The sequence below is a fragment of the Gordonia jacobaea genome, assembly GCF_001186365.1.
In the GTDB taxonomy this organism is placed as follows: domain Bacteria; phylum Actinomycetota; class Actinomycetes; order Mycobacteriales; family Mycobacteriaceae; genus Gordonia; species Gordonia jacobaea.
On sequence record NZ_LDTZ01000015.1, the window covers coordinates 315,465 to 339,137 of the forward strand.

The following is a 23,673-nucleotide window of genomic DNA, read 5'->3' on the forward strand; positions in this document are numbered from 1 at the left end:
CACACTCGTATCACCTACTCCGACGACTGGAGCACAGCATGGGCGACACACGACGACACGTCTCCCTCGATGTCCTGCGCGGCATCGCAATCCTGGGAACCCTCGGCACGAACATCTGGATCTTCACCAATGTCGACGGCCTGATCGGCTACATCCTGGGCGCCAACGAGGCGTCGGGCACCTGGGGCACCGTGCAGTCCGTGCTGCAGCAGATCACCCAGGGCAAGTTCTTGGGATTACTCACCATCATGTTCGGCGTCGGGCTCGCCATCCAGCAACGCTCCGCGGCCAGACGCGGGCACAGGTGGCCCGGCAAGTACTACTGGCGCGCCATCCTGCTCTTCATCGACGGCACCGTGAACTACTTCCTCTTCACCGAGTTCGACGTGCTGACGGGATACGCGGTCACCGGGCTCATCGTCGCCTATCTCCTCGCGATGAGCATTCGTCGGCAACGGGTCGCGCTCTTCACCGCAGCGGGCATACACGTTGTGCTGCTGACGCTAGTGGTGTGGGCGCTCGCCACCACTACTCCTACTACCGTTGCGCAACAACAACTCTCACCGAATCCGTATGCCGATGGCTCCTTCTTCGAACTCGTCGCCTTCCGTGCCGAACACCTGGTGCTGTTCAGAAGTGAAGTCATCTTCATCCTGCCGATGTCCATCGCGCTGTTCCTTGCGGGAGCGGCACTACTGCGCGCAGGTGTGCTCGAACCGCACGGTGCCGCGCTCCGGAGTCGACTGATGATCGCAGGGGCGATCGCGTTACCACTGGACTTTGCGGCAGGCCTTTTCGGAGGCGATGCCGGGCTCGTCCTCGGCCGCTACGGATTTGCCCCGATCGTTGCGTTCGGCATCCTGGCATGGTTGGCACAGTTCTACGTCGACGGACGCGCACCCGGTGCTATTGGTCGTGCACTCGCTCCCGTAGGACGCACCGCCCTGACGTGTTACGTCCTGCAGAACGCGCTCGCAGGCGCGGTCTGCTACGGATGGGGACTCGGCCTTGCGTCCAGACTCGACTCCACCACCGTTGTCCCGGTCACCGTGATGCTGTTCCTCGTGATCGCCGGACTGCTGATGGTGGGATCGCGCCTGTGGCTGGCACATCACGACCGAGGGCCGCTCGAGTGGATGTGGCATCGCGGGTATGACGTTCTCAGTGGTGCGTCGCGGGAACGGGTACACAGCTGAATTTGCGGCGACGTTCATTCTCTAGCTTTACGGTCGGCAGACCAGGCCAAATGACCTGAGTCGACCTTCCACACGGTAACTGGCACGGCTCGCGTCGCTGCGGTGGGGCGGGCGCGCGACCTGCGACCTACGAATGACAGGTGACCGGGTAGGCTCGTTCGGTGCTAGCCCAGGTAGCTCAGTTGGTTAGAGCCTCCGACTCATAATCGGCCGGTCGCGGGTTCAAGCCCCGCCCTGGGCACACGAGAGGCCCCCACCATGTAGGTGGGGGCCTCCTTCGATCTAGCGGAGATCGTCGTCGAGCGGCGATCCCGAGGCGCAGGAACTCGGGGAAGCGTTTTTTCCGCGGGTCTCTTCAGTTTCCCCGCGCAACTTCTGGCGGAAGGGTCAGCAACCCGAGGAACGACTCCTTCCCCTACTTTCTGCCGGGGCGCCCCAGCCCGAGAAGCCGTGCAGTTCGACGTCGCGCCGCGCGGCGCGGCGTCGAGCAGCTGCGGTCCCGGGGCGCAGAAACTAGGGGAAGCGTTCTTTCCTCGGGTCTCTTCGGTTTCCCCGCGCAACTTCCGGGGAAAGGGTCAGCAACTGCGGGAAGAGTCCTTTCCCCTACTTTCCGCGAGCCCCCGGCCCCGAGCAGCCGCCCCGGCCCCGAACACCCCAACCGCCCGCCCGGTGACACGACCCACATTCGCGCAACCACGAGTGAAACCTCGCGTCAACTGGCCGACCGGTCAGGTGTCGCCCCATACTTTCGGTAGGCCATCGAGCCGAGAATCCCGGTCGCTTCGCTGTCGCAGCGCCGCCGTCGCCCACTGTCCGAGCCCGAGGAGGCGAGCCGATGAGTGCAGACCATATCTGGGGACGCCCGCGCCCCACGCCCGACCGCTGCGAAGGCACCCACACGTACTCCGGTGGCTGCCGATACAACTCCGAGGACCCGCACCGGCCGATGTTCCCCGAGGAACTGCGACCCGGCGGCAGGCTCAACGCCGCCTGACCACCGTCATCCGACGTCGACGACAGGGTCTACGGCCTGCTCGAGCAGACTGCGTCGATACGCCTCCAACGCCACGAGGTCGCCGAATACCGCGTGATAGCCGTCGGGGTCATCGCCCGGGGCCATGCGTCGCAGGCGCGACTTGATGTCGGCGATCTGCGCGCCGACCCAGACCTCCTGCAGTCGGGCGAGCACGCTGCCGATGTAGCGCGAGATGTTCTGCTCGCTGACCGGCATCGGTTCGACGGCGAGTTCGGTCACCATCGGCCCGACGACCGGGTTGTCGACCTCGTGATTGACGGCGTCGATCCACTCGGTGCCACCCATCCCCGACGACGTGCCGCCCAACGCCGACATCGCATTTCGGACGACGGTGTACGCGGGTTCGGTGAAGCACTCCTCGGGCAGCGAATCGAAAACGGTGCCCGCGATGGCCGGGTATTGCAGTGCGGCCTTGAGCGCCTCGCGCTGCGGCCACAGGCGGGGGTCATCCGGGTTGGGTCGCCCGGGTCCCGGCGCCTTCTCCGCTTCGGGCCGATCCCGACGCATCTGCCGTCCACGCCCGGATGCCGACGCACGTCCGTTCACCCGGGCGACTCGCGCGCCCTCCTCACGGACTCGCGCGAGCACCTGTCCGACTTCTTCCCAGCCGACCCAACCCGCGAGCTGACGTGCGTACTCGTCGCGCAGCGCCACGTCTTTGATTCGGGCCACCACCGGCACCGTGTCGCGCAGGGCGTGAACGCGACCCTCCGCGGTGTTCAGATCGAACCCGGCCAGCAGTGCCTTGATCGCGAACTCGAACATCGGCACCCGACGCGCGATCAGATCACGGACTGCGGCGTCTCCCCTGTTCTGCCGCAACTCGCACGGGTCCATCCCCTCCGGCGCGATGGCGACGAAGGTCTGGCCGGCGATGGACTGCTCGCCTTCAAAAGCTTTGAGCGCCGCGGCTTTTCCGGCCGCGTCGCCGTCGAAGGTGTAGATCACCTCACCGCGAAAGTACGAGTCGTCCATCATCAGTCGACGGATCAGCGCCAGGTGATCCTCACCGAAGGCGGTGCCACACGACGCGACCGCCGTCGTCACCCCTGACAGATGCATCGCCATCACGTCGGTATATCCCTCGACCACGACGACCTGGTGACTCTTGGCGATGTTCTTCTTGGCGTGATCGAGTCCGAACAACACCTGAGACTTCTTGTACAGCATGGTCTCTGGCGTGTTCATGTACTTGCCGAGGTTGTCGTCGTCGAACAGCTTGCGCGCGCCGAAACCGATGATGTCTCCGCCGAGATTGCGGATCGGCCACAGCAGACGGCGGTGGAATCTATCGATGGGACCCTTGCGTCCCTGCTTGGACAGGCCGGCCGCCTCCAGCTCGGCGAACTCGAAGCCCTGCGCCAACAACGCCTTGGTCATCGTGTCCCAGCCTGCGGGTGCGTACCCGCAACCGAAGGTCGACGCCGCAGCGGCGTCGAAGTTCCGTTCGGTGAGGTAGTCGCGCGCGATCTGGGCGTCGGGGGTTCGCAACTGCTCGGCGTAGTACTTCTGCGCGGCGGCGTTGGCGGCCACCAGACGGGCACGGGTACCGCGATCACGTGCGACCGACGTCCCGCCACCCTCGTAGTGGATCTGATACCCGAGCCGGTCGGCGAGTTGCTCGACGGCCTCGACAAAGCTGACGTGCTCCTGCTTCTGCAAGAAGCTGTAGACGTCGCCCCCTTCGCCGCAGCCGAAGCAGTGGAAGTGACCGTGATGCGGACGGACGTGGAACGACGGCGTCTTCTCGTCGTGGAAGGGACACAACCCCTTGAGCCGGTCCGCACCTGCCGGACGCAACGCTACGTAGTCGCCGATGATCTCCTCGATGCGTGTCTGTTCACGGATTGCCGTGATGTCACGATCGGGAATTCGGCCTGCCACGTCCCCAGTGTAGTGACCTCAGCGGTTCGGTCGTCCGCTACATCCACAAGCACGCGCACGGCGCCAACCCGCCCGGCTTGCGACGACGGATCGGCTACGGTCGAGACCGGGGGGCACGAGTCGTCGCACCGAGGAGTACCTATGGCTACATCGTCGTTGTCCACCGCAGAGCAGGCCCGACTCACCAGCGGCAAGAACTTCTGGCAGACCAAGTCCGAAGGCGGCCTGCCGTCGATCGCGATGACCGACGGCCCGAACGGACTGCGCAAACAAGAGGGCTCGTCGGACGCCCTCGGCTTGTCGGAGAGCGTTCCCGCGACCTGCTTCCCGCCGGCTGTCGGGCTCTCCCAGACCTGGAACCCCGACCTCGCCGCCCGGATCGGCAAAGCCATCGGCGCCGAGGCACTCGCCCGCCAGGTGTCGGTCGTTCTCGGCCCCGGCATCAATCTCAAACGTTCCCCACTCGGCGGCCGCAATTTCGAGTACTACTCCGAGGATCCTGTTCTCTCGGCAGCATTCGGCGAAGCGTGGGTACGCGGCGTGCAGAGCGTCGACGTGGGTGCGTCGCTCAAGCACTTCGCGGCCAACAACCAGGAGACCGATCGCATGCGGGTGAGCGCCGCGATCGACGAGCGCACACTGCACGAGCTGTACCTTCGAGCGTTCGGCCACATCGTCCGCACCGCACGACCGTGGACGGTGATGTGCTCGTACAACCGCATCAACGGCGTCCACGCGAGCGAGAGCCGCGAATTGCTGACCGACATCCTGCGAGACACATGGGGATTCGACGGCGTGGTGGTCAGCGACTGGGGCGCAGTTGTCGACCGTGTCCGCTCGGTGGCCGCCGGACTCGACCTGATGATGCCGTTCGGGGGCGACGAACTCGACGACGACGTCGCGGCTGCCGCAGACGACGGCCGCCTCGACCCGCAGGCACTGCAGGAGTCTGCCGACCGGATGATCGCGCTCGTCGAACGAGCAGCACCGCACATCCGTTCGGAGAACGGCACATTCGACGTCGACGCCCATCACGCGCTGGCACGCGAGACCGCTGCCCAGGCAATCGTGTTGTTGCGCAACGACGACAACCTCCTCCCCTTCGACACTTCCGAATCGCTTGCTGTCATCGGCACGATGGCCTCGCAACCGCGCTATCAGGGCGGCGGGTCGTCGAAGGTCAACGCCACCAAGGTCGACATCCCGCTCGACGAGATCAAGAGCCATGCAGGCTCGGAAGTCGTCTACGCCGCCGGCTACACCACCGACGACAACGATTCCCAGAACCGCAGCGACCTCATTTCCGATGCCGTCGCCGCAGCGCGATCGGCCACCAACGTCGTGCTGTTCCTCGGGCTCGCCGAGCACCAGGAGTCAGAGGGATTCGACAGGACCACCATCGACCTTCCCGCCGATCAACTCGAACTCGCCGAGGCGGTTCTGGCCGTGAATCCCCGCACGGCCGTTGTGCTCTCACGCGGCGGAGTGCTCCGCGTCGCGCCGCTCCTCGCACCCGCGATCCTCGACGGAGCGCTTCTCGGCCAGGCAGGCGGAGGCGCCATCGCCGACGTTCTGTTCGGTAGCGTCAATCCGTCCGGGCGCCTGTCGGAAACCATCCCGCTGCGCCTCGAGGACAACCCGAGCTACCTGAACTTTCCCGGCGAATTCCAGCACGTCACCTACGGCGAGGGACTGTTCATCGGCTACCGCTGGTACGACGCACGCAAGATGAACCTCTCCTATCCGTTCGGACATGGCTTGTCCTACACCGACTTCGACTACCGCGACCTAACGGTCACCGAAACCGCCGACGGCCTCGCCGTCGAGCTCACAGTCGCGAACGTCGGGAGGGTCGACGGACGCGAGGTCGTGCAGGTCTACTCCGGCATCGAGACCTCGTCTGTCTCGCGACCGGTGCGCGAACTGAAGGCCTTCGCCAGCGTTGACGTCAAGGCCGGCGAAGAGCAGCGCGTCACCATCAGCGTGCCGCGGGATGTATTGGCGTACTGGGATGTTCGCGTCCACGATTTCGTCGTCGAAGGCGCGACGTATCGGATCGACGTCGGAGCGTCGAGTCGCGATATCCGCCTGCACGCCGATGTCGAGGTCAAGGGAGACGAGATCACCATCCCACTGACCACCAATTCGACCATCGCCGAGGTGGTTTCGGTCCCCAGCGGCAAGGATGCGTTGACCGACCTGGTCAAAAGCTCCTTCCCCGACGTCACCGAGGCCGACGGACCGGGACTGCTGGCCATGATCGGCTCTGTTCCTGTCGACAGACTGCCCGAATTCACCACGGGCGCGGTCACCAAGAGGGCGCTGGCCGAGAAGCTCGACGCCGTCAACGTCGACGCCGGAAACTCATCCGACGAGTAGTCGCCGATCGACGGCTACTCGCCACCTGTCGCTGAGGCATCCGCCGCACGGGCAGGAGCTTCGGACGGCGCCCCTGTCGTCGCGCCGCCCTCAGTCGTCCCACCCTCGGAGCCGGCCGACCCCTCCGTTCCGTTCGGCACGGTCGGACTGCTCTGCCCTATGGGTTCGGTGGGCACCGTGGGTTCGGTGGGCACCGGTGACGCGGGCGGCGACTCCACGACGCTCGATTCGGTTGCAGCTTCGGATGTTCCAGAGCTGTCCGAGGATTCAGGCGTGCTCGAGGATTCGGTCGTGACAGCGGATTCGGTCGTGGCAGCGGATTCGGGGGCAGTCGCTCGCGGTTCGGATGTGGCTGCGGCTCTCGACAGACCCGTGGTCGTGCGTGCCGCCGCAGTCGCGGCGCCAGAGTCCGCCGCCTCGGCCGCCGTGGCGGAAGGCGTTTGGGCTGCGACGTCGGAGGCGCTCTGCGGATGGTCGTAAGCGCTGTCGACGATCTTTTTGAGCGGATCGTTGAGCGCGTCTGCGACAAACCCGAGTCCGATGAATCGCAGCGGCTGCAGCAGCGGGAGGTCGTGGGACGGAATCATCACGTAGGTGGTGTTGCCGTCGGTCCACCTGACATTGTTCGGATCGTCGGGATCGGCGTCCACATAGGCGAACGGGTGGACGTACAACATGCCTGCGATGGCGTTCGCGTAGGCGATGAGGTTGAAGTGCGTCGGCCAATCCGCCCACCCGTCGTACTGCCGCCACAACTCGGTTACCTGGTAGCCGGTGTCAGTTGGTGTCTTCGGCAACCAGGGCGGGCTGTAGGTGTTCTCCGGGTTGCCAACGAGCAGAAACGACGTCGTCGACGGCGGCGCGTACGAGGATGCGTTCTGGCTCAGGTTGCGCAGCCAGAATGCCGCGACCTGTCCACCCTGTGAGTACCCGAGAACCACGACGTTCTTGTCGCCGTCGCTACGGAATGCAGCGTCGAGCGCAAAGGCGCCGATCGAGATCGGACCAACCTCGCCGATGACTCCCCGCAGATGCGACGGGTCAAGCGCTGCCGGAGTCCAGATCTTCGTGCAGTTCGGTCCAGCTTTCAGACACGCTCCCCGCAACAGCGTTTTCATCACGGGAAAAAGGTTGTAGTCGAGTGGTTCGAGCGTGTAAATCGATGTGTCCGACGACGGGGCGGGCAGTACCGCCGCAGTCGCTCGCGGACTACCACTGAACAACGCGAGACTGACCATGCTGCAGGCGAAGAATGCAATGATTCCAGTGTGGCTCAATCGACTCCGGAGGCGGGCCATCCGCGTCATTCCTTTCGACGGCCCCCGAAGGTCTCCCAGAACAAACTGTACGCATAGATAGCGAACCAGACGCGCGTTAATCCGAATTGGATTTGCCTTTTACGTCAAATAGATTTGCCAAAATCAGATACCGTAAGAATCCGCTTGTACAAACCGCGGCGAATCACAATGCACACGCAACTAGTCGATACATTCTGAAACCCTGGCGTATCCCGATTCTGGGCGCATCCGAGTCCTGCGCGCTCCCGGGTGCCGGTGCACGCCAAGGCCCGGCCAGTCTGAACCTCAGCCCAGGTGCGCCTGGGCTCCGGAGTTCTGCTTGTCCATGCGCTCGAGGCGCCCCTCGGTCATCGACGCGATCTGATCGACGATGACGCGCAATCGCGCGGCGTCGGTCTCGGCGGCCTGCCAGGTCGGGACGAAGATCGGATCGAGTCCGCCAGGAGCCGCGGCCATCAACCATCCCGCAACTCGATGGATACGCTCGCGTTGGCGGGCCTGGTGCGACTTGTGGCGTTCGTTGGAGAAGATGAATCGCAGCGCCAAGGTCTTGAGGATCGCAACCTCGGCAGCGATCAGCGGCGGCACCGTCAGATCGGCGTCGTACCGAGCGATCGAGCGCCCACCGACCTGCTCGCGGGTACCCGTGATGGCGGCGGACGCAAACCTGCCGATGAGTTCGCTCGTGAGTCTCTTGAGCCGCACCGACGCGTCGAGGCTGCCGTCGAACACCCCGACTGCACGCACGATGTCCATTTGCGAGAGCCTGCCCGCGGCGTCGATCAGCGGTTCCGGTTCCAGCTCGGGAAACTCCGCGACGCCAATCTCCGCCAGCGTGCGTTGATCGTCAGGGTCGCCGAGTGACCGGAGATCGATACGGTTGGCGATGACCCCGTCTTCAAGGTCGTGCACCGAGTATGCGACGTCGTCCGACCAGTCCATGACCTGTGCTTCGATGCACTGCCGATCGCCCGGCGCACCCCTGCGAACCCACGCCAGGGTGTCAGCGTCGTCGTCGTACGCACCGAACTTGCGGGCCGGTGGCCGGCGCAGCCACGGGTACTTGAGCGTTGCGTCCAGAGACGCGCGGGTCAGGTTCAACCCCGCAGAAGCACCATCGGCGTCGAGCAATTTCGGTTCGAGTCGAGTCAGGATGCGCAGGTTCTGCGCGTTGCCCTCGAACCCGCCGATATCGACGGCTACCTCGTCGAGTGCTCGTTCGCCGTTGTGCCCGTACGGCGGATGCCCGATGTCGTGAGCGAGACCGGCGAGTTCGACGAGATCGGGCTCGCAGCCGAGACCGATCGCGATCCCGCGTCCGATCTGCCCCACCTCGAGCGAATGCGTGAGGCGGGTGCGCGGTGTATCACCCTCGCGTGGTCCGACGACCTGGGTCTTGTCCGCAAGCCGACGCAATGCGGCCGAATGGAGTACGCGCGCACGGTCGCGCGCGTACTCACTGCGGTGATCTGTCCTGGTACCGGGCAGGCTGGCTGTCTTCGCGCCCTCACGAACGATGCGCTCGACAGCCTCCTCGCCGTACTCAGCAGTCGGAGGTATACCGGTCAGGCCAGAGAGCGGGGTACTAGTCAAGCACCCAGCCCCGACCGACCGCGAAGTCGGTGACGCGCTGACGGATGGCGACGATCTGCTTGGCAGTCAGGTCACCGGAGGCGTCGAGGAGCAGTTCGGTGATCTCCTCGGTGAATGCCGCTGCATCGAGTGACCCGCCGCCTCCACGGGGACGTCGACGGTCGGCTCCGTGTGAGCGGTCGGAACCGTGCGACCGACCGTGGTGATCGTGTGAATCGCGACGATGTGGGCGCCCCGATCCCGACTCGTCGGAAGGCGCTTCTTCGGTGACCGCGACGTTGACCGCCTTGGCTCCGCGGTCGGTTTCCTCGATATCGAACGAGACCTTGGCGCCCGGCTTCAGCGAATCCTCGTCGATGTCGATGTCATTGATGTGCAAGAACACATCGGCACCGCCGGACTCCGGAGCCAAGAATCCGAATCCTCTGTTCGTGTCGTAATGAACAACTTTCCCGCTGACCGCCACGACTCCACTCACTCTCCTCGCCGCCCGGTCGGACCCCGTGTCCGACCGCGCACGGCAACTCTTCTCAATTGTGACAGACCACCGCAGGTCAGGCCTACCCAACGACCGACTGGCGAACCGCAGACGTCACGCCCCGAGCAGTTTGCTCCCCAGATATTCGACGACGCGGTCGAGCGCGATCCGCTCCTGGCTCATCGTGTCGCGTTCGCGAATCGTCACGGCCTGATCGTCGAGGGTGTCGAAATCGACGGTCACACAGAACGGCGTTCCGACCTCGTCCTGCCTGCGGTAACGCTTACCGATCCCCTGGGCGTCGTCGAAGTCGACGTTCCAGTACTTGCGCAGCTCCGCGGCGAGGTCCTTGGCCTTCGGCGACAGCTTCTCGTTGCGCGAGAGCGGAAGCACCGCCACCTTCACCGGAGCGAGTCGACGATCGAGGCGGAGCACAGTACGAGTATCGGTGCCGCCCTTGGCATTCGGCACCTCTTCCTCGGTCAGCGCGTCACAGAGGAACGCCATCACCGAACGGGTCAGCCCGGCGGCGGGCTCGATCACGTAGGGGGTGTACCGCTCGCCGGTCGCCTGGTCGAAGAAGGACAGGTCTTCACCCGAATGCTTGGCGTGGGTGGACAGATCGAAGTCGGTGCGATTGGCAACGCCTTCGAGTTCGCCCCACGGGTTACCCGAGAAGCCGAACTTGTACTCGACGTCGACGGTGCGCTTGGAATAGTGCGACAGCTTTTCCTTGGGATGGTCGTAGAGCCGCAGGTTCTCCGGATTGATACCGAGATCGGTGTACCAGGCGAAGCGTTGATCGATCCAGTACTGGTGCCATTCCTCGTCTTCACCCGGCTTGACGAAGAATTCCATCTCCATCTGCTCGAATTCGCGAGTACGGAAGATGAAGTTGCCCGGGGTGATCTCGTTACGGAAGCTCTTGCCGATCTGTGCGATGCCGAACGGCGGCTTCTTGCGCGAGGTCGTCATGACGTTCTTGAAGTTGACGAAGATTCCCTGAGCGGTCTCCGGACGGAGGTAGTGCAGCCCCTCCTCGTCGTCGACCGGCCCCAGGTAGGTCTTCATCAATCCGCTGAACGCACGCGGCTCGGTCCAGTTGCCCGGCTGACCCGTCTCCGGGTCGTTGATGTCGGCAAGCCCGTTCTCCGGAGGATGTCCGTGCTTGAGTTCGTACGCCTCGATCAGGTGGTCGGCGCGGTAGCGCTTGTGGGTGTACAGCGATTCGACGAGCGGATCGGTGAACACCTCGACGTGACCACTGGCTTCCCACACGGGCCGCGGGAGGATGACGGACGAATCGAGTCCGACGACGTCGTCGCGACTGGTGACCATGCTCCGCCACCACTGCCGCTTGATGTTCTCCTTGAGCTCCACGCCGAGCGGCCCGTAATCCCATGCCGACCGTGTTCCGCCGTAGATCTCGCCGCTCGGGTACACAAGACCCCGACGCTTGGCGAGGTTGACGACGGCTTCGACTCTGGCAGGGGCAGCATTCGACGGGCGGGAGGCCACAGGGATCTTTCTCCACGGACGTTGGGACAGGTCACGAACTTCTCGCCGGCACGCTGGCCGGCAACCCTTACAGCCTAGCCGTCCGCTGACGACGCCTGACCAGCGCCGTCGAGCATCCTCCGGTTCGAGCAGCGCGACCAGTGGGGCGTCGACCACAAATGACAACCACTTCCCTTAAGATGGAGTGATGGGAACTCGCGGCCAGTGTTCAGACGGCCTCGGCTCGCGCGGCGTCGGTGCCCGCGACGTCGCTGCGCGTGAGGCTGCCAGCGACCTGCTCCGGGCACTCGCATCGCCCATGCGGATCGCCATCGTGTTGGCACTGCAGGAAGACGCCCGCTGCGTGCACGAACTGGTGGGCTCACTCGGCGTGAGCCAGCCATTGGTCAGCCAACACCTGCGCGTTTTGAAGGACGCCGGCGTCGTGAGTGGCGAACGCAATGGTCGCGAGATCATGTACTCGCTGATCGACGACCACCTTGCACACATCGTCACCGACGCCCTCACACACGCAACCGAGCCTCGTCCGACGCCGCAGACACGTGGCCCCGACGCGCCCGCCACGAACACCACGGCCGCAGCGACCACACACCGATCGACCGCGCACAGCGACGAAACGAAACGATGAGCAGCACCGACACCACTGACAACGCCGCGACCACCGACACCACGGGCCGCGAGCGTCCCGTCACCGGAATCCGTTCCACGCGACAACGCGCGGCAATCGCCGACGCACTGTCGGAGGGCGACGACTTCCGCTCGGCACAGGAGCTTCACGAGCAACTCAAGGCCCGTGGCGAATCGATCGGTTTAACCACCGTCTACCGCAACCTGCAGGCGCTGAGCCAGGCCGGACAGATCGACGCACTCTGGGACGGTTCGGGCGAGATGCGTTACCGCAACTGTTCGTCGGTGCATCACCACCACCTGGTGTGCCGGGTGTGCGGCACGACGGTCGAGGTGCAGGCAGATCCGGTGGAGCGCTGGGCGTCGAAGATCGCGGCAGAACACGGCTTCAGCGACATCCACCACACCGTCGAGGTGTTCGGGGTGTGTGCCGACTGCCGCGCCGCGCGCTGACTTGAGTCGGCGCGAGTATGTTCGGCGGGGTTCAGCTCGCGTCGACGAGCTTACGGGCGATGTCGTCGCCGCCGGACAGTACGATGTGCAGCACCGTCAGCAATGGGATGTCGGTGAGGCCGTCGGCCGGAAATGTGTAGTACTGCAACACATCTGTGGTCACGCCGGTCAGATCGGAACGTCGTAGGTTACCGAAGCTCAGCGTCGCGTCGAGTTCTTCGACGTCGGAACGGAGCGCGTCGGTGTTGGGAAGGTTGAGCGCGAGCAACTGTGTCACCGAGACCACCTGAAGGTCGTCGGCCAGCGCGATGACCCGAACCGACGCCCGCGTCGAGCCGACAGCGACGACCACTGATTCGGCGTCGACGTCGGTGACGTCGCCGATCTCGGTCAGGAGCGTGGCCACCCTTTCGAGTAGAACCTGTTGCGCGGCAGAGGAATCCGGGCCCGACTCATTGCTCATCGACTCATCGCCCACAGACTCATTACTCATCGACTCATCGCTCACCGACCACTCACGCTCACTCCGTCGTCATCACGCCGCCGAAGCGGCGGTCGCGTGATGCGTACTCGACGCACGCTGCCCACAGGTCGCGGCGATCGAAGTCGGGAAACAGCTTCTCCTGATAGACCATCTCGGCGTAGGCCGACTGCCAGAGCAGGAAGTTCGAGATGCGCTGCTCCCCCGACGGACGCAGGAACAGGTCGACGTCGGGCATGTCCGGCTCGTCAAGATACTTTGCGAACGACGCCTCGGTGATCCGCTCGGGATCGAGCTCGCCCGCCGCGGCGCGTCGAGCGATCTCCTTTGCCGCGTCGGCGATTTCGGCCCGCCCACCATAGTTCACACACATGGTGAGGGTCATGACCGTGTTGTCCTTGGTCAGTTCCTCCGCGACCTCGAGTTCTTTGATCACGCTGCGCCACAGGCGTGGTCGGCGTCCGGCCCAGCGCACGCGCACGCCCATCTCGTTCATCTCATCACGACGGCGACGGATCACGTCGCGGTTGAAGCCCATCAGGAACCGGACCTCGTCGGGGCTGCGAGACCAGTTCTCCGTCGAGAACGCGTACGCCGAGAGCCACGTGACGCCCATCTCGATGCAGCCGCAGACGGTGTCCATGAGCACCGCCTCGCCACGCTTGTGCCCCTCGGTGCGTGGCAGCCCGCGCTCGGTGGCCCACCGGCCGTTGCCGTCCATCACGAGCGCGACGTGGCGAGGGATCAGTTCGGCGGGCAATGCGGGTGGTGTGGCTCCGCTCGGATGCGGGTCGGGTGGACGAACCGCGCGTCGCTCCTGTGCTGCGGCTTGCTTTGCCCGTTCATCCCGAGCCGCGGACCGCGACCGTAGCGCCATCGCCGGCTCCTCTCACATTCGGTGAAACCAGACTATGAGGGGTTGCGCGTTCGATGAGCGGCAGGGTGCGCAATTGGCGCTCGAGATGCCATTGCAGATGCGCGGCGACCAATCCGCTGGCTTGACGTCGTAGCGACTCGGTCGCGTCCGTGGTGTGCTCCCACTGCCCTCGGTACAGCGAGTCCATGAGATCGAGGACTCCGGGCGACGGGGTCGCGGCTCCCGGCGGACGACAGTGCAGGCATACCGCACCGCCGGCAGCGACGTGGAACGCCCGATGCGGGCCAGGCGAAGCGCAGCGTGCACAGACATCCAAGGCGGGCATCCAGCCGGCGCAGTGCATCGCCCTGAGCAGGAAGGCGTCGAGGATCAGCCCTCCCGGGCGCCGATCATCTGCCAGCGCCTCGAGGGCACCGACGGTGAGCCGGTGCAACTGTGGGGCGGGAGCACGTTCCTCACCGGCAAGGCGTTCCGCGGTCTCGAGGACGGCGCACGCCGTGGTGTAGCGGGCGTAGTCGGCGACGATCGCGTCGGCGAACGCGTGGATCGAATGAACCTGTGTGACGACGTCGAGGTTGCGTCCCGGATAGAGGTGGATGTCGACGTGGGCGAACGGTTCCAGCCGGGCACCGAACTTCGACCTCGTCCGACGCACACCCTTGGCGACCGCACGCACCAATCCGTGCTCCGCGGTCAGCAATGTGATGATGCGGTCGGCCTCGCCGAGCTTGTGCTGACGCAGCACAACCGCTTCATCCTGGTAGAACCTCACCGTGCCATTGTTCCACCGGGCACCGACATGGTCCGTCGAGACATGCCGCTAACCGCTGCCACTTCCGGAGTCGCCCGGTTCGCGCTCGTGGGCACCGACGTGAGTACCGGTCGACGCCTCGCGCTTGCGGACGCTGGCGCCCGCGACCCCGGCCACATGCTGTGGTGCCGGCGTGGTGATCGTCGGGAGGCTGCCGCTACCGCCGTCGAAGATCTTGGCCATCCGCGGCGAGAGCCGCATGCCTCCGGGGAAGCGGTGCCAGCCCTTGTGGTCGTAGTACTTGGTTCCCACCCAGCCCAGCAGTCCGCCCACGATCAGCCCGACGATCGTCTGGATCACGGCACGGCCGAGGCCCGCATCCCAGTCGGCATCGAAGTACAGGATCGACCGAACGCCGAGGTACACCAGATGCATCGGCTCGACGGACGCTATCCAGGCGAACAGTCGCGGGCTGGCCTCCAGCGGCACGGTGCCACCCGACGACGGCAGGCCGAGAATCACGAAGAACACCAGATTCAGGATCAAACCCGGGTTTCCGAAGACGGCCATCGCCGACGCCGCCGACACACCGACGGCGAAGATCACCAACACCGAATACGTCCACAACACAAACGCATTCGGTAACGAGGTCCCCACCGCCGTACACACCCCGACATACAGTGCCGACTGGATGAACGCGATCAGCAACATGATCGTCCACTTGGCGGCGAGAGTTCCCCAGCGCGAGATCGGCAGTCGCAGACGCAGTTGGTAGAACGGGCCGAACTCGATGGGCGTCTGGCCGAGCGCGGCGTCGACCACGATGCTCACCATCATCGCGCCGGTGAAGCCTGCGAGAATCAGCAGCAGTGTGTAGTAGAAGGCCGACAAGCCGTTTCCGGAGCCCTCGGGCAGCGGATTGGGTTCGACGGTCCGCACGTCCACCGGCTGCGAGAGCGCGAGCTGGGCTGCGCCGCTGAACGGTACGTTGGCCTTGGCGAGTTGCTCCCTGACCGACTGCGTGAGTTGGTCGCCCACCTGCTTGTTGACCTGTGTCGACACCCGCTCAGAGAATGTCGTCGTGATAGCCGAGGCGAAGGTTCCCGAGCCGCGATTGATGTAGATGTCGATCGGCAGCTTCTCGGGCTTGGCCTGCAGCACCGCCGATTGGCCGAGTGCCACAGCCTTATTGGTGAAGTTCGGGCTGATGATCACGACGCCGTAGACCTTGCCCGTGTTCAACTCGTTCAGCGCGGTGGTGCGGTCGGTCTTGTGCACCGCGATCCCGCTTTTCGCCGCCTCGTCGATGATGCCCTTGGCGATCTGGTCGCCGTAGTTCTGCTTGTCCGTCCCGCCGTCGGCGTTGGGAACCTCGCCACCGTTGTCCTGGTTGGCCAATGCGATCGGGAAGTCGTGCAGATTGCGTTCCGGATCGGCGATAGCGCCCATGTACAACGCCGCCATGAACGACATGATGACGACGACGAGCAACACCGGTAGGACCCAGAACTTGGGCGCACCCAGCACCTCTGAGATCGTGCTGACCGCCTGCTCCTCGTGCGGGTATCCGTCAGCGCCGGTCTGCACGGTGCTGCTCTCGTCGGTGAGAGTCTCCGTGTTGTGACCGTCGTTGTCGTGACCGTCTTGATCGTGACTGTCGTGATCGTGACCGTCTTGATCGTGACTGTCTTGCGTCGAATCGACCGCGTCGGCTGGTGCCGATTCGTCCGATCCCTCGTGCTTGCCCACCGTCGTACCTCCTGAAGAGATCGGCCGTCAGAAGCCCATTCGTCCCAGCTGTTTGGGGTCTCGCTGCCAGTCCTTTGCCACTTTCACGTGCAGATCCAGGTAGACCTTCACGCCGAGCAGGTTCTCGATCTGCGCCCGAGCAGTGGTACCCACCTGCTTGAGACGCGAGCCCTTGTGTCCGATGATGATGCCCTTCTGGCTGTCGCGCTCCACGTAGAGAATCGCGTGGACGTCGACCATCGGTGCCTGATCGGGGCGTCGGTCCTCGCGCGGGATGACCTCCTCGATCACGACCGCCAGCGAATGCGGCAACTCGTCGTGCACGCCCTCGAGCGCGGCCTCCCGGATGAACTCCGCCATCAGGACCTGCTCGGGTTCGTCGGTCAGCTCGCCGTCGGGGTAGAACGCGGGGCCCGGTTCCATCAGCGAGACGAGGACGTCTGTGAGTACGTCGAGCTGCGCGCCGCTGGTCGCCGACACCGGAACCACCTCGGACTCGCTGCCGAGCAGGTTGCTCAGTGCGAGCAGTTGGGCCGCGACCTTGTCGGGTGTGACACGGTCGATCTTTGTCACGACGCCGAGCACCGTCGTCTTGGGCGCCATCTGTCGCACCTGTGACACGATCCACCGGTCACCGGGACCGATCGCCTCGTCGGCCGGGATGCAGATCCCGATGACGTCGACCTCCGAGTAGGTGTCGCGGACGAGATCGTTGAGTCGTTGCCCGAGAAGTGTGCGCGGTCGGTGCAGACCGGGGGTGTCGACGATGATCAGCTGGGCGTCCGGCCGGTTCACGATTCCACGAATGGTGTGCCGTGTGGTCTGTGGACGATTCGACGTGATCGCGATCTTCTCGCCGACGAGGGCGTTCGTGAGCGTCGACTTTCCCGTGTTTGGCCTGCCGACGAAACAGACGAATCCTGAGCGGAACTCGTCGCTCATGAGTCGACGCGATCGACGACGGCGCCGCTTCCGTCGGCGACGATCAGAGGCGCCGACGGGCTGATCTCGTGCAGGGTCGCCAGGCCGGGATCGTCGGCCCGGCCGCCGACGACGACGGCAGCCTCGAACTCGGCTGCTCCGCTGCCGAGGGCCGTCGCGAGCGCGACCTGAAGACCCGTCAACCGCAGCGAGCGCGTCTCGACGTCTGCCCCGGCGTAGGTACGCCCGTCACCGTCGCGGACTGCCGCGCCCGATGCGGTCTCCGCGCGGGCGCGCGCCCCCCGGGCGAGCACGACGAGTTTGTTGTCCTCGTCGTCGAGTGTCTGGGTCACCTGTGATCCTTGCCGTTGCGTGCGTGAACCGACGTGCCGCGGTCCGAGCCGTTCCGCTCAGAGTATTCCCCATCGGTGTCGGTGTCGGCGTCACGCACTCGGCGCAGCGCGCCCGCGTCGGAATCCGCACGGGTGTCACCGCGTCGTCGGTCACGCCGTGCGTCGTCGTCATCCCGCGACGTAGCGTCTGCGTCGTCATCATCGGCAGATTCCAACTTGGTCACCAACACAGTGGTGATACGTTGGCGCCCTTGCTGATTGGGGCCTCCCTCTGCGACAAGCCGCAGTCCGTGGGATTCGACGTCTGCACCTGGCAGCGGCACACGGCCCAACTCCAGCCCGACGAGTCCACCGACGGTTTCCACCTCGTCGTCGTCGATCTCGATGTCGAACAGTTCGCCGAGATCCTCGACGGGCAGCCGTGCCGACACCCGAACGCGGCCATCACCCAGATCCTCGATCGGCGCGACCTCGTCGGTGTCGTACTCGTCGGTGATCTCACCCACGATCTCCTCGAGTACGTCCTCAATGGTGACCAGGCCCGCGATGCCCCCGTACTCGTCGACCAGGAGCGCCATGTGGTTGCGGGTGCGCTGCATGTCGGCGAGGACCTTGTCCAGTGGCTTCGAGTCGGGCATGAACTCGGCCGGACGCATGAGGTCTCGCACCCGGATGACCGTGATCGGTTCTCCCGCATTCAATGTCGACGCGAGATCTTTGAGGTAGACGACGCCGAGCACGTCGTCGGGATTCTCACCGATCACGGGTATTCGCGAATGCCCGGACCGCAGTGCCAGATTCAGCGCCTGCGCGACGGTTTTATCGTCTTCGATCCAGATCATCTCGGTGCGCGGGACCATCACCTCACGGGCATTGGTGTCTCCGAGGTCGAACACGGATTGAATCATCCGCCGCTCATCTGCCGCGACCACACCGCTTGCCTCCGCGAGGTCGACGACCTCTCGCAACTCGACCTCGGTGGCGAACGGCCCGTTGCGGTAACCGCGCCCTGGGGTCAACGCGTTGCCGATGAGGATGAGGAGTCGGGTGACCGGTGTCAGCAGCACCCCGAGGGCCTGCAGGAACACCGCTGAGGCCAGCGCGACGCTGTAGGCGTGTTGCCTGCCCAGCGTGCGAGGCCCGACCCCTGCCGCGATGTAGGAGAGCACGGTCATGCCCGCGATCGTGACGACGAGCCCCCAGCCGACCCCGAGCGCATCGACCGCCGCGACAGCGGCGAGTGCGACCGCCGCGGTCTCGCAGGCGACGCGAAGGAACACGGCGAGCCCGACGTAGGTGGCGCGCGCATCCAACACCGACACGAGCCTGCGCGCACCGGCACGCTGCTCTTTGACCATGTCTTCGACACGAGCGATGGACACCGTCGACACCGCGGTGTCGACCGCGGCGAACACGCCTGCGAAAGCGAGCAGTACCAGAGCGACGATGAGGAACCAGATGTCTTGCGACAAGGTCACGTGTCCTTGGCCGGGGTCTGACCCGAGTCGGGGGCGTCGGGGGCCGCGTCGACCGACGCGACGTCGGAGAAGCCGATGTTGGTCAACAGCTTGGTGTCACGATCGGACTGTCGCTGCACCTGCGCGACGCGGTGACGTTCGGCGTAGAACTCTTCGAGGATGCTGTTCTGCAGCCCGAACATCTCCTTTTCCTCCTCCGGCTCGGCGTGGTCGTAGCCGAGCAGGTGCAGGACACCGTGGATCGTGAGCATCGCGAGTTCATGGTCGAAGGAGCGTCGTGCCTCCTTGGCTTGACGCTTCGCGAATGCGGGACAGATCACGATGTCCCCGAGGATCGCCGGACCGGGTTCCGCGGCGTCGGGGCGGCCGCCGGGTACGAGTTCGTCCATCGGGAAGCTCATGACGTCGGTCGGGCCGGGCAGGTCCATCCACTGGACGTGCATGTCGGCCATCGTGTCCTCGTCGACGAGAAGCAGCGAGAGCTCGGCTGCCGGATTGACATCCATCGCCCCCACGGCGAACCGCGCCGCGCCGATGATCAGTTCCGCCGGGGCCTCGACGCCCGACTCGTTGGCGAGTTCGATACTCATGAGCGTCGTCCCTGTCCCGCGGCGCGTCGAGCCGCACGATTGCCACCCTGGGCGCCGGCGTCACGTAGCCGACCCGACGAACGGTGTGCCTCGTCGTCGCGACCGTATGCATCGACGATGTCGGCCACCAGCCGATGACGCACGACATCGGAGCTGTTCAGATGCGAGAAGTGGATGTCGTCGATGCCCTCGAGAATGCGCGTCGCGGCGTTGAGGCCGCTCTGCGCTCCGCCGGGCAGGTCGACCTGCGTGACGTCGCCGGTGACGACGACCTTCGACCCGAACCCGAGACGGGTCAGGAACATCTTCATCTGCTCGCTGGTCGTGTTCTGCGCCTCGTCGAGAATGATGAAGGCGTCGTTCAACGTGCGCCCACGCATGTATGCCAACGGCGCGACCTCGATGACGCCCGCCGCCATGAGTTTCGGTATCGACTCCGGGTCGATCATGTCGTGCAGGGCGTCGTACAGCGGCCGCAGGTACGGGTCGATCTTCTCGCTGAGGGTTCCCGGAAGGAAGCCGAGCCGCTCCCCTGCCTCGACTGCCGGGCGCGTGAGGATGATGCGGTTGACCGCTTTGCCCTGCAGCGCCTGGACCGCCTTGGCCATCGCGAGGTACGTCTTGCCGGTTCCCGCTGGTCCGAGCCCGAACACAATGGTGTTGTTGTCGATGGCGTCGACATACTTCTTCTGGTTGAGCGTCTTGGGCCGGATCGTCTTTCCGCGGCGGGAGATGATGTCGAGCGACAGCACCTCTGCCGGCGACTCCGACGATCCTTCGCTCAACATCGACACGCTGTGCCGCACGAGATCGGGGGTGAGCGGAGTTCCGCGTCCCACCAGGTCGACCAGTTCGGCCACAACTCTTTCCGACGCCGCGACGTCGGCCTGCTGACCGCTGAGCGTCACCTGGTTGCCGCGAACATGGATATCGGCGGGGAGCAGCTTCTCCAGGGTGCGCAGGTTGATGTCACTTGCCCCGAGCAGGCCAAAAACCACCTCGGGAGAGATTTCCACGTTGGAGGTGACCACAGGTCTGCCCCCTGATGTTCCGCTGCTCGGCGCGTTCACGTCGGGGGTGCCGTCACTCACGTATGCAATCACTCCTGGTGTCTGGGGCTTTGGGCTCTATGCGTGCACTCGGATTCGGATCGAATCCGTGTCCGATACGAGTCTATCGCGCCACAACGGCCGATCAGCAGGCAATATTCCGGGCACGGTGGTGCCACGCCACACCTCCCCCGGCACTCAGATCCCGAGAACGCGCAGTGTCTGCCGGTTACACACGCTTCGCGGATCGACGAAGGCATCGTGTCCCTCGTCGGGCACCACGATGAGCTCCGCGGATTGCCCTCGCGCACAGACTGTTTCGACGTAATGCCTGCTGACGTCAACGGGGATCGCGGTGTCGAGGGTGCCGTGAATGGCGACGACGTGCGCGTCGAACGGTTCCTGTTCGATCGGCGACGCCTGCCGGTAGCGCTCTGGCATGGCGTCGTACGGGCCTCCCATCAACCCCTCGACGGAGGGTCGCGCGGCACGACCGGCTCCCACGAGATCCAGTGCCGATGCCTGCGCGACGACCGTGGTGATGGACGTCGACGCTGTCTTCGCTCGGAGCTGCGCCACCGACCAGAGCGCGAGTTGCCCACCTGCGGAATGTCCGACGACGGCCACGTCGGTCCAGTCGACGCACGCGCGCAGGTCGGGTTCGAGTGCGTCGGGAATCTCGGTATCGAATGCCTCGATCGCGGAGCGGACGTCGGTTCCCGTCGCGGGCCACCCGGCACCCGCTTCACCGATACGTCGATACTCGACGTTCCACACCAGGGCGCCCCGCTCGGCGTACTGCCGCGCGATCGCCGATTCGATGGTCAGGCTGAACTCGGTTGTCCAGTAGCCACCGTGCACGAGGACTACCGGACGCATCCGGTCCGGACGGTCGTCGGCGCTTGCGACGTGGTAGAGGTGACCGAACTGCGACGGCTCGGGTCCGTACGCGATCTTCGTGCGGTGCACCGCGCACCGCTTCACCGCTCCCACCTATCGGTGAGAACGCCGATCGCTCCGAGCGCGACGGCGGCGGCGGCCGACGTCCGCAGTACCTCGGGACCCAGGACCACCGAGGTCGCCCCCAGCGCCGTCAGATCGGCGATCTCGGCGTCGTCGAGTCCACCTTCCGGCCCCACCACGAGGGCGATCTCGGAGGCACCTGCCAGCGGTAGCGACCGCAGCGGCACTGCTCCGTCCTCGTGCAGCACCGCGACCACACCACCGTCTGCGGCGACGCCCGCGCAGATCGCGCGCACATCCATCGTCGTCGCGAGGTCGCCGATGTCGGGGATCCACGGGCGTCGACTCTGCTTTGCCGCCGCGGACGCTGCAGCCTTCCACTTCGCAATTCCCTTGTCCGCCTTGCCAGTCCATCGCGCGACGCACCGCGCGGACTGCCAGGGCACGATGCGATCCGCGCCCGCCTCCGTGGCAAGGTCGACGGCGAGCTCCGAACGCTCGGCTTTCGGAAGCGCCTGGATGACCGTGACGGTCGGGCGCGGACGGTCGATGAAGGTGTACCCGTGAGCGCGCGCGACAAGCGTGTCCTTCGAGCGGATCGCCTCGACGGCGCAGTCGGCGACAGAACCCCGGCCATCACCGACGAGAAGTTGCTCGCCGACTCCGAGGCGGGTGACGGTGACGGCGTGCCTTCCCTCGCTACCGGCGAGCACGACTTCACCGCCCACGCGAGGCACCTCGTCGACCCAGAACAGCGGAGGACTCACCGACGTCGACCCTTCAGCTCACGATCCACTCGTCGCGCCACTCCGCTGTGACCTGTCAGCGTCCGGCGAAGGCGTTACGAAGCCGCGAGAACAGACCGCCGGGCGCTGCGGCGGCAGTGGTGGTGACCAGATCGATCTGCTCCCCCGACGTCTCGCGATACGCCGAAAGCGCCGCCGACTGTCCGGCGTCGAGCTTGGTCGGTACATGCACGTCGAGATGCACGTGCAGGGTGCCGCGCACGCCGCTGTTGACGTGCGGCATACCCTGCCCGCGGACCTTGACCACCTGGCCGGGCTGAGTACCCGGCTCGATGGCGACGGTGATGTCGTCGCCGAGGATCGATGCAACCGTGAACTCAGCACCGAGCGCGGCGTCGGCCATCGGCACCCGCAGCGTGCAGTGCAGATCGTCCTTGTCGCGGATGAAGACGTCGTGCGGACGCTCGGAGACCTCGACGTACAGGTCGCCTGCGGGTCCACCACCCATGCCGACCTCGCCCTGGCCTGCCAGGCGGACCCGCATACCGCTCTCGATACCCGCGGGGATGCGCACGGTCATGGTGCGTCGCGAACGCACGCGGCCGTCGCCGCCGCACTTGTGACACGGATCCGGGATGACCTCGCCCGTGCCGTGGCAGGTCGGGCATTCGCGGACGGTCATGACCTGGCCGAGGATCGAGCGCTGCACGGCCTGGATCTCGCCCGCACCCCTACAGGTGTCGCACGTGACGGGCTTGGAGTCGCCATTGGTGCCAGAACCCTGGCACACGTCGCAGAGGATGGCCGTGTCGACGGTGATCTCTTTGTTGACACCGGACGCGCACTCTTCGAGCGTCAGCTCCACCGATACGAGGGCCGGTTCGCCGGGCTGCACGCGTCCCTTGGGTCCGCGACTTCCGCCGAATCCGCCGCCCCCACCGAAGAACGCCTCGAAGACGTCGCCGAGGCCGCCCCCACCGAAGCCTCCGGCGAATCCACCGGCGCCGGGCCCGGCCAACGGATCGCCGCCCGCGTCGACGATTCGACGCTTCTCCGGGTCACTGAGCACCTCGTAGGCTGTGGTGACCTCTTTGAAGCGCTCCTCCTCGTTGGGGTTCACGTCGGGATGCAGTTCTCGGGCCTTCTTGCGATATGCCCGCTTGATCTCCTGGTCGCTGGCACCCTTCGCCACGCCAAGAACTCCGTAGTAGTCAGTTGCCACGCTGTCGTCCGGTCCTCTGTGTCCGGGCCGG

The 23,673-nt window shown here is 65.3% G+C and carries 22 protein-coding genes and 1 tRNA gene; 6 read left to right on the top strand and 17 right to left on the bottom strand.

What is annotated here, in order from left to right:
* Positions 1-38: 38 nt before the first annotated feature.
* The 3 genes from ABW18_RS07365 (at position 39) to ABW18_RS22975 (ending at position 2,190) form a co-directional block, all read left to right on the top strand.
* Positions 39-1,196 (top strand): DUF418 domain-containing protein, encoded by a 1,158-nt coding sequence (locus ABW18_RS07365; RefSeq protein WP_049698324.1) that lies wholly within the window; start codon positions 39-41, stop codon positions 1,194-1,196.
* A gap of 167 nt (positions 1,197-1,363) precedes the next feature.
* A tRNA-Ile gene (locus ABW18_RS07370) sits at positions 1,364-1,437 on the top strand.
* Positions 1,438-2,031: 594 nt separating this feature from the next.
* Positions 2,032-2,190, top strand: coding sequence for a hypothetical protein (locus ABW18_RS22975; protein WP_197494609.1), 159 nt, complete (start codon positions 2,032-2,034; stop codon positions 2,188-2,190).
* 6 nt (positions 2,191-2,196) lie between these two features.
* On the opposite strand, the gene dnaG is transcribed toward ABW18_RS22975, so the two are convergent.
* A complete protein-coding gene (gene dnaG, locus ABW18_RS07375) occupies positions 2,197-4,116 on the bottom strand; it encodes a DNA primase (RefSeq protein WP_049698325.1) in 1,920 nt (639 codons plus the stop codon).
* A 141-nt stretch (positions 4,117-4,257) separates the two neighbouring features.
* Between dnaG and ABW18_RS07380 the strand changes: the two genes are divergently transcribed.
* The gene (locus ABW18_RS07380) at positions 4,258-6,495 is read left to right on the top strand and encodes a glycoside hydrolase family 3 C-terminal domain-containing protein (protein WP_049698326.1); all 2,238 of its coding nucleotides are present in this window, start codon (positions 4,258-4,260) and stop codon (positions 6,493-6,495) included.
* Between the two features lie 14 nt (positions 6,496-6,509).
* Here the strand turns inward: ABW18_RS07380 and ABW18_RS07385 are convergent, their stop codons facing one another.
* The 4 genes from ABW18_RS07385 to ABW18_RS07400 form a co-directional block, all read right to left on the bottom strand.
* Positions 6,510-7,772, bottom strand: a complete 1,263-nt coding sequence (locus ABW18_RS07385) for a PE-PPE domain-containing protein (RefSeq protein WP_160318043.1) — start codon at positions 7,770-7,772, stop codon at positions 6,510-6,512.
* A 306-nt stretch (positions 7,773-8,078) separates the two neighbouring features.
* Positions 8,079-9,386 carry a deoxyguanosinetriphosphate triphosphohydrolase gene (locus ABW18_RS07390; RefSeq protein ID WP_049698327.1) on the bottom strand — a complete coding sequence of 436 codons (1,308 nt, stop codon included), beginning with the start codon at positions 9,384-9,386 and terminating at the stop codon, positions 8,079-8,081.
* Positions 9,379-9,852, bottom strand: a complete 474-nt coding sequence (locus ABW18_RS07395; protein ID WP_049698328.1) for a cold-shock protein — start codon at positions 9,850-9,852, stop codon at positions 9,379-9,381. The genes ABW18_RS07390 and ABW18_RS07395 overlap by 8 nt, the downstream gene beginning before the upstream one ends.
* A gap of 126 nt (positions 9,853-9,978) precedes the next feature.
* A complete protein-coding gene (locus ABW18_RS07400; protein ID WP_049698329.1) occupies positions 9,979-11,382 on the bottom strand; it encodes a glycine--tRNA ligase in 1,404 nt (467 codons plus the stop codon).
* 187 nt (positions 11,383-11,569) lie between these two features.
* Between ABW18_RS07400 and ABW18_RS07405 the strand changes: the two genes are divergently transcribed.
* Both ABW18_RS07405 and ABW18_RS07410 read left to right on the top strand, forming a co-directional pair.
* Positions 11,570-12,010: an ArsR/SmtB family transcription factor gene (locus ABW18_RS07405; RefSeq protein WP_049698330.1), complete on the top strand. Its 441-nt coding sequence runs from the start codon at positions 11,570-11,572 to the stop codon at positions 12,008-12,010.
* The gene (locus ABW18_RS07410) at positions 12,007-12,462 is read left to right on the top strand and encodes a Fur family transcriptional regulator (RefSeq protein WP_049698331.1); all 456 of its coding nucleotides are present in this window, start codon (positions 12,007-12,009) and stop codon (positions 12,460-12,462) included. The genes ABW18_RS07405 and ABW18_RS07410 overlap by 4 nt, the downstream gene beginning before the upstream one ends.
* A 31-nt stretch (positions 12,463-12,493) precedes the next feature.
* Here ABW18_RS07410 and ABW18_RS07415 read toward each other — a convergent pair whose 3' ends face one another.
* The 12 genes from ABW18_RS07415 to dnaJ form a co-directional block, all read right to left on the bottom strand.
* Positions 12,494-12,925 carry a hypothetical protein gene (locus ABW18_RS07415; protein ID WP_049698602.1) on the bottom strand — a complete coding sequence of 144 codons (432 nt, stop codon included), beginning with the start codon at positions 12,923-12,925 and terminating at the stop codon, positions 12,494-12,496.
* Between the two features lie 58 nt (positions 12,926-12,983).
* Entirely contained in the window at positions 12,984-13,820 is an 837-nt protein-coding gene (locus tag ABW18_RS07420) for an isoprenyl transferase (protein WP_005206497.1), read from the bottom strand.
* Entirely contained in the window at positions 13,786-14,592 is an 807-nt protein-coding gene (recO, locus tag ABW18_RS07425) for a DNA repair protein RecO (protein ID WP_049698332.1), read from the bottom strand. Before recO ends, ABW18_RS07420 begins: the two co-directional genes overlap by 35 nt.
* Before the next feature lie 48 nt (positions 14,593-14,640).
* The gene (locus ABW18_RS07430; protein WP_235434331.1) at positions 14,641-16,158 is read right to left on the bottom strand and encodes a YhgE/Pip domain-containing protein; all 1,518 of its coding nucleotides are present in this window, start codon (positions 16,156-16,158) and stop codon (positions 14,641-14,643) included.
* Positions 16,159-16,347: 189 nt separating this feature from the next.
* Complete coding sequence (era, locus tag ABW18_RS07435; RefSeq protein ID WP_049698334.1) at positions 16,348-17,262, bottom strand: GTPase Era; 915 nt, start codon at positions 17,260-17,262, stop codon at positions 16,348-16,350.
* Positions 17,259-17,594, bottom strand: coding sequence for a cytidine/deoxycytidylate deaminase family protein (locus ABW18_RS07440; RefSeq protein ID WP_049698335.1), 336 nt, complete (start codon positions 17,592-17,594; stop codon positions 17,259-17,261). Before ABW18_RS07440 ends, era begins: the two co-directional genes overlap by 4 nt.
* Complete coding sequence (locus tag ABW18_RS07445; protein ID WP_200903238.1) at positions 17,591-19,066, bottom strand: hemolysin family protein; 1,476 nt, start codon at positions 19,064-19,066, stop codon at positions 17,591-17,593. Before ABW18_RS07445 ends, ABW18_RS07440 begins: the two co-directional genes overlap by 4 nt.
* A gap of 2 nt (positions 19,067-19,068) precedes the next feature.
* Entirely contained in the window at positions 19,069-19,662 is a 594-nt protein-coding gene (gene ybeY / locus ABW18_RS07450; RefSeq protein WP_049698337.1) for an rRNA maturation RNase YbeY, read from the bottom strand.
* Positions 19,659-20,753, bottom strand: a complete 1,095-nt coding sequence (locus tag ABW18_RS07455) for a PhoH family protein (protein ID WP_049698603.1) — start codon at positions 20,751-20,753, stop codon at positions 19,659-19,661. The genes ybeY and ABW18_RS07455 overlap by 4 nt, the downstream gene beginning before the upstream one ends.
* A gap of 156 nt (positions 20,754-20,909) precedes the next feature.
* Positions 20,910-21,680 carry an alpha/beta hydrolase family protein gene (locus tag ABW18_RS07460; RefSeq protein WP_049698604.1) on the bottom strand — a complete coding sequence of 257 codons (771 nt, stop codon included), beginning with the start codon at positions 21,678-21,680 and terminating at the stop codon, positions 20,910-20,912.
* Positions 21,681-21,691: 11 nt separating this feature from the next.
* A complete protein-coding gene (locus tag ABW18_RS07465) occupies positions 21,692-22,441 on the bottom strand; it encodes a 16S rRNA (uracil(1498)-N(3))-methyltransferase (RefSeq protein ID WP_049698338.1) in 750 nt (249 codons plus the stop codon).
* Between the two features lie 55 nt (positions 22,442-22,496).
* The gene (dnaJ, locus tag ABW18_RS07470; protein WP_049698339.1) at positions 22,497-23,642 is read right to left on the bottom strand and encodes a molecular chaperone DnaJ; all 1,146 of its coding nucleotides are present in this window, start codon (positions 23,640-23,642) and stop codon (positions 22,497-22,499) included.
* Between the last annotated feature and the right edge of the window lie 31 nt (positions 23,643-23,673).